Source organism: Paenibacillus forsythiae T98, assembly GCF_000520735.1.
Lineage (GTDB): Bacteria > Bacillota > Bacilli > Paenibacillales > Paenibacillaceae > Paenibacillus_AQ > Paenibacillus_AQ forsythiae.
Window position 1 is genome coordinate 1 of record NZ_ASSC01000519.1, and the last position, 6,214, is coordinate 6,214.

The following is a 6,214-nucleotide window of genomic DNA, read 5'->3' on the forward strand; positions in this document are numbered from 1 at the left end:
GTATGGCATGGAAACGCTGCTGATTATGGGCCCGTGGCTGATCAGGCAGAGAGGTCCGGTCTTTGCTGCCAAATGGCAGGAGGAAGTATCCAAGCTGGAGCGTATTTTGGAGTCTCTTTCCCGATCGGAGCTTGAATCAGCCGGAAGCAAACGCGCGGAGATTAAGGCGCAAATCCGAGAAATTACGGAGGTGCTGGCATGCTTGCCAAAGGACAAACTGTAATTCAATATATGGAGCAGCTTGCTCCGAAGCACGTGGCGGAGGAAGGCGACAAGATTGGTCTGCAGCTCGGCACCCTGCATAAAGAAATCACCGGCGTCCTGGCCACGCTTGATGTGAACGACGAGGTAGTGGAAGAAGCGATTCGGCTTGGCTGCAATCTGATCATTGCGCATCATGCGATTATCTTTCGTCCGCTGCAACAGCTTCAGACCGATACGCCGATGGGAAAGCTCTACGAGAAGCTCATCAAGAATGATATCGCCGTCTATATCAGCCATACGAACCTGGATGTGACCGAGGGCGGCATGAACGATTGGATGGCCGAGGCGCTCGGCATCGAGAATGCCGCTCCGCTTAAGGAGAGTCATACCGAGCAGCTGTCCAAGCTCGTCGTCTTCGTGCCGAAGGACCATCATCAGAAGGTGCTGGACGCCATCCTGAACGCCGGGGCGGGCTGGATCGGCAACTACAGCCATTGCAGCTTCAATATCGAGGGCTACGGCACATTTATACCCTGCGAGGGCACCGACCCGTACATTGGCGAACAGGGTAAATTAGAGCGGGCGGAGGAAATCCGCATCGAGACGATCGTTCCGCTCGGTATCCGCGCCAAGGTCGTTCAGGCGATGCTCAAGGCCCATCCCTACGAGGAGGTCGCCTATGACCTCTATTCCATGGATCTGAAAGGCCGCAGCTTCGGGCTGGGCCGGGTAGGGAAGCTGAAGGAGCCGACAACGCTGGGACAGTTCGTGGAAACCGTGAAAACCGGGCTGAACGTGGAGAAGGTGCGGGTGGTCGGGGATCTGGACCGGCCTGTACGCAAAGCTGCCGTGCTTGGCGGATCGGGCGGAAAATTCCTCGGCAGCGCTGCCTTCCGTGGCGCCGATGTGCTCGTTACGGGCGACATCGACTATCATACGGCGCACGACGCGCTGATGGCCGGCGTCGCGCTGATCGATCCCGGACATAATGCCGAGAAGATTATGAAGGACAAGGTTGCCGGGTGGATCAAAGGCAAGCTGACGGAGCATAAATATGAAACGCCTGTTTACGCTTCCGAAGTGAATACGGAGCCGTTCCGGTTCATATAGACAGCGCAGGACCGGATAGTGCTGCTTTATGCAAGGCGCTTGTCGGCCCAGGCGCAGGAATCCATAATAAAAAGCGTTTCGCTGCTCGAACAGCGGAACGCTTTTTTTCCATAGTTTCAGACGGTTTGAGCTTTAATCCCGCAAGCCGCTGTGTTCTCGGCAGGGCAATGATTACAGTTATCCGGGGCCATAATCGTTCGATCCGTCCGGCATTCCTTTCTAATGAACAGGCACTCCGGATCGGATGCGCGTCCGCAGCTAAAGGCGGTGTTGGCATTACCCCGGCACCCGCCCTCGCAGCCCACTGAATCATAAAGCTCGCACGACGCGCAGGGCCCGGCTATAAAGTCCTTTTGCTCCATGAAGATCCGGGAATCCTGTTTCTTTCTTACAATCTCTTGTAAAGTATTGGATTGAGTATTTCCGTGCGAAATCAATTGCCCTACGCAGGACAGGGCTTCGCCGAAGCCATTTTGATTATACTTAACATGGATTCCGGTCTGTGACATGGTGCAGGAGTTGGCAAACGCCGGAGTAATCAAATATTCTATTTTCTTAAGCAGCAATTCTTCTTCATTGGCATTTTCGGAAGATACCAGATGCGGGAAGTGCTCTTTGTCATATTCGAAAATTTGGAACAGCAGTTCCTTTAAGGTGCGGTCTTCGGGGACGAGATGCAGGTTCCGCTTGTCATCGGATACGCGCATTCTCTCGAAGAAGGGCGTAATGTTATTGTTGCGGCAGTATTTAAATACTGTAAATGCATATTTCTCCGTCTGCTTGTTGATTACGAAATCCCCGACCAATTCAAAATCCTCGCCCAGCGCATTCCATTCCTTCTTGATTTCCACAATATTCCGGATCGCCTGCTTCAGAATTTCGGAATATCCCGGGAATTTGGTCAGTTGATCCAGTTCCTTGTCCCCTTCAGCATCAAGATAGGGCAAATGTGTAACAATCACCGACCCAGGCAGACAAACCTTTCTTGCAAAATCGATATCCGCTAATTTAACACCGTTAGTTATCAACAGAGGCATTAAGCCATTATCCAGCGTATACTGCATGATGTCTGGCAGGTGCGGGTGCAGGGTGGGTTCGCCGCCAATGAAGGCAATTTGGCCAAAGAGGGTTTTCCCCGTTGCCGGATCGACTTCTGCCGCCTGATCAACGAGCCGGATGATATCATTGGCCGGGACCGGCTTGTTCGACTGGCTTTTGGAATCGAGCGCCACATAGCAATATTCACATTTCAGCTGACAATGCAATTGATGGACAAGCTCCAGCGCCAGGCATTCATATAAGGCTTTGCCCTTCTCCCGGAAATTCTCGGAAAGGACATAGTAAGACTCCTTTTTGCGTCCGCTTCCCTTATAGCCTTGCAGCTTGCTGATAAATTCATAATATTCATCTGTAAAATAGTCGATGCCCTTATTCCGGTACTCATTTTTTAACGTTATCAATCTTATCTCTCCTCGAATCCCCCTGGGTTTGGGGAAAATTGGTCAATAAGCTTAGACTTCGAGCAGGCGGGTAATAAAATCTCTTACGTTATCCATGCCTTGGGAATAGGTTGCAGGCTGCTTAAGCAAGCCGAGATTCTCTTCAATCGTATGAACGATGGCGCTGCCGACAACAATGCCATCGGCCAGCTTCGTGAATCGCTTATATTGGTTGTTATCCGAAATACCGAATCCGATAATAATGGGCAGATGGGTGCTTTCTCTTACCTTTACAAGGAATTCTTCGATATCTCCATAGAAATTTTTGCGTTGTCCGGTTACGCCGAGTGAGGATACGCAATATACAAATCCTGACGCCCCGTCTACTATGGGTCTAATCCGTTCCTGCGAGGTTGGCGCCACCAGGGGAATATAGTGAATGTTATGATGCTCGCAATAGAACCGTACTCTGTCGCTCTCTTCTACGGGGAGATCCGGCACAATAATTCCGTCAATACCGCTGGCCGCCATTAAGGAGAATGAGTTCTCAAGACCTGCCTGGAGGAGCGGATTATAATAAGTAAATAAAATGAGAGGGATTTCAATGCCCGCTTCTCTGGCTTGCTTGGCAAGGCCAATCACATCCACAATTGTAATATGGTTGCTCAAGGCCCGGATGGATGCTTGCTGGATCACAGGGCCGTCGGCCAACGGATCAGAATAGGGCACGCCCAATTCGATTAGATTGGCCCCGGATTGCTGAAGCTGCCGCATCAGATCAAGGGTAGTCGATACGTCAGGATCGCCGGCGGTGATAAACGGAATAAAGGCCGTCTGCTGCTTTCTTTGCAGCTCCTCGAAGGTTTGGTCAATGAGATTCATTCAAGCTCGCCCCCCAGATATTGCATAATCGTGTCCATATCCTTATCTCCCCGGCCGGAAATGTTGACAATCATAATATGCTCCGGAGGAAGGAGCGGGGCGAGCTTCACACAGTGGGCCAGAGCATGCGCGCTTTCCAGCGCCGGAATGATTCCTTCGGTCCGTGATAGCTGCTGAAGGGCCTCAAGTGACTCCTGGTCCGTAATGGAGACATATTCGGCTCTGCCGATATCCTTCAAATGGGCATGCTCGGGTCCTACGCCCGGGTAATCCAGTCCGGCGGAGATGGAATGGGCCGGTTGCACTTGACCGAATGAATCCTGCAGCAAATAGCTCATGGACCCCTGGAAAACTCCCGGTGTGCCTTTGGACAGAGTGGCCGCGTGTTCGCAGGTATGCAGTCCTCTTCCGCCTGCCTCGACTCCGATCAGACGCACTTGCGAGTCTTCCAGGAACGGGAAGAAGATACCGATTGCGTTGCTGCCGCCGCCGACGCATGCAACCACTGAATCGGGCAATCGTCCTTCCTTGGACAGAATTTGCTCGCGGGCCTCATCACCGATAACTCTTTGGAAATCCCGGACCATCATCGGGTAAGGATGGGGGCCGGCGGCCGTGCCGAAGAGAAGAAATGTTTCATCTACATGGGCTACCCAATAACGCAAGGTTTCATTGCCGGCATCCTTCAAGGTTCTTGAACCGGAGGTCACAGGCACTACATCGGCGCCCAGCAGCTTCATACGGTATACGTTTAATTGCTGGCGCTTAATGTCCTCCTCTCCCATAAAAATTTTGCACTCCATTCCCAGGAGGGCGGCGACTGTAGCGGTCGCTACGCCATGCTGGCCGGCCCCGGTTTCGGCAATCAGCTTCGTTTTGCCCATTCGTTTGGCGAGAACCGCCTGGCCGATGGTATTATTGATTTTATGTGCGCCCGTATGATTCAAGTCTTCGCGCTTCAAGTAGATTTTTGCTCCGCCCAAATGTCTGGTCAATCCTTCCGCGAAATAGAGCGGAGTTGGCCGCCCGGAATACTCCCGAAGCAATTCGCGCACTTCGTTGACGAAATCCGGTTCGTTGCAGTAGTGCAGATACGCCCGCTCCAGCTCCTCAAGCGCATGCATAAGTGTCTCGGGAACGAACCTTCCCCCATATACCCCGAACTTGCCCCGGGCGTTATTTAATGTGAGACTCAAGTGTGAAACCCTCCTTATAATTACGGTTATAATAGGATGAAGCGTATGGAAAGAAAGGCTCGCCGCGAATATAATGAAGGCGGGTTGCCAAATCACTCCCAACAAAAAAAGAAGATTTTGTATTTATTGTAATCATACAACCATCTGAACATTATTACAACATGGAACATTTGTTCAAAAGGAGTCGAAGATGTCGGATTTTAACCAGGAACGCACTCGCATACTTGTAAAAGCCAGCATGCTGTACTATGAGGAAGGTCTGAGCCAACAGGAAATATCAGAGCGGTTGTCCATGTCCCGGCCACAGATAAGCCGTTTATTGAGCGCTGCCAAAGCGGAGGGAATTGTCCGGATAACGATTAAAAATCCGTTCGCCGAGGAACAGCAATATGAGCTTGCGATTACGGAAACATTCGGAATAAGAAATGCGGCGGTGATTCAAGTGCCCAGCGCCGATCCGAAGCTGACCCAGCTACACTTGGGGAGAGCGGCTGCGGCGATGCTGGAATCTGTGCTGAAGAGTAATGACATCATAGCGATCATGGCTGGCAGAAGTGTATGCGCGGCGGGGCAGGAGCTTCATTTTTTCACCAAGAAAAACATGAGGTTTGTACCCATAATCGGCGGCTGGGGAGCGGAAGGGGCCAAATGGCACGCCAATTCAAACGCAAGAGTATTCGGGGAGGTATTGAAGTCCAGATATTATCAGCTCAATGCTCCGGCTATCGTTGCCTCGGAGCAACTGCGCGAGATGATTCTGGCTGAGGAGAAGATCAGCGAAGTGATTCAGCTCGCCCGCAGAGCCACCGTCGCTGTCGTGGGAATCGGACAAGTCTCGGAAGAGGCGACTATTGTCAAGTCCGGTTATTTTGACATTCAAAGCATTTTGAGAATGAAGGCAAGAGGGGCGGCAGCTAATATTTGCACTTCTTTTATAGATGATGGCGGAAGAATTCTTGACTGTGAAGAAGAGAACAGAATGGTGGGACTCTCCTTGAAGGAGTTGCGGGCTATACCGAACATTATCGCGGTTGCCGGCGGCGCGGACAAGGCCGCTGCTATAGCCGCAGCGCTTCGGGGCGGGTGGATTGATACGCTTGTGACGGATATGGAAACGGCCAAATGCCTGTTGAAATTGGGCAGAGCGAAGGGATAAACTTATAAGCTGCCATATTCGAAGAATCTTTAACCGGGCTATACGATTGCATCATTTTAACACTTGTATCGGTTCGCCCCGGCCTGTATAATATATAATGTTGTTCGGAAAGTTTGACAGACAATCGCCGGCGGCTATTGGCCGCGGGAGGAAAGTCCGGGCTCCATAAGGCAGGGTGCTGGATAACGTCCAGTCGGCGCGAGCCGAAGGATAGTGCCACAGAAATG

The 6,214-nt window shown here is 51.6% G+C and carries 6 protein-coding genes and 1 other RNA gene; 4 read left to right on the forward strand and 3 right to left on the reverse strand.

All coding sequences use genetic code 11. The features are described 5' to 3' along the window. Both L692_RS29080 and L692_RS0116055 read left to right on the forward strand, forming a co-directional pair. Nucleotides 1-223 (forward strand): tRNA (adenine(22)-N(1))-methyltransferase TrmK (locus L692_RS29080; protein ID WP_036724034.1); only part of this gene is annotated, 223 nt, incomplete at its 5' end. Further along, complete coding sequence (locus L692_RS0116055; RefSeq protein WP_025701150.1) at nt 199-1,314, forward strand: Nif3-like dinuclear metal center hexameric protein; 1,116 nt, start codon at nt 199-201, stop codon at nt 1,312-1,314. The genes L692_RS29080 and L692_RS0116055, both read left to right, overlap by 25 nt. Nucleotides 1,315-1,430: 116 nt before the next feature. Here L692_RS0116055 and L692_RS0116060 read toward each other — a convergent pair whose 3' ends face one another. From L692_RS0116060 to trpB, 3 genes are read right to left on the reverse strand one after another with little or no spacing between them, the layout of a single operon-like run. Next, entirely contained in the window at nt 1,431-2,774 is a 1,344-nt protein-coding gene (locus L692_RS0116060; RefSeq protein ID WP_025701151.1) for a radical SAM protein, read from the reverse strand. Nucleotides 2,775-2,825: 51 nt separating this feature from the next. Then, nucleotides 2,826-3,635: a tryptophan synthase subunit alpha gene (trpA, locus tag L692_RS0116065; protein WP_025701152.1), complete on the reverse strand. Its 810-nt coding sequence runs from the start codon at nt 3,633-3,635 to the stop codon at nt 2,826-2,828. Beyond that, a complete protein-coding gene (gene trpB, locus L692_RS0116070; protein WP_025701153.1) occupies nt 3,632-4,831 on the reverse strand; it encodes a tryptophan synthase subunit beta in 1,200 nt (399 codons plus the stop codon). Before trpB ends, trpA begins: the two co-directional genes overlap by 4 nt. A 190-nt stretch (nt 4,832-5,021) precedes the next feature. Between trpB and L692_RS0116075 the strand changes: the two genes are divergently transcribed. Together L692_RS0116075 and rnpB are read left to right on the forward strand one after the other, a co-directional pair. Then, nucleotides 5,022-5,987 carry a sugar-binding transcriptional regulator gene (locus L692_RS0116075; protein WP_025701154.1) on the forward strand — a complete coding sequence of 322 codons (966 nt, stop codon included), beginning with the start codon at nt 5,022-5,024 and terminating at the stop codon, nt 5,985-5,987. Nucleotides 5,988-6,095: 108 nt separating this feature from the next. Beyond that, nucleotides 6,096-6,214, forward strand: an RNA gene (gene rnpB, locus L692_RS34125) — RNase P RNA component class A; the annotation flags it as partial.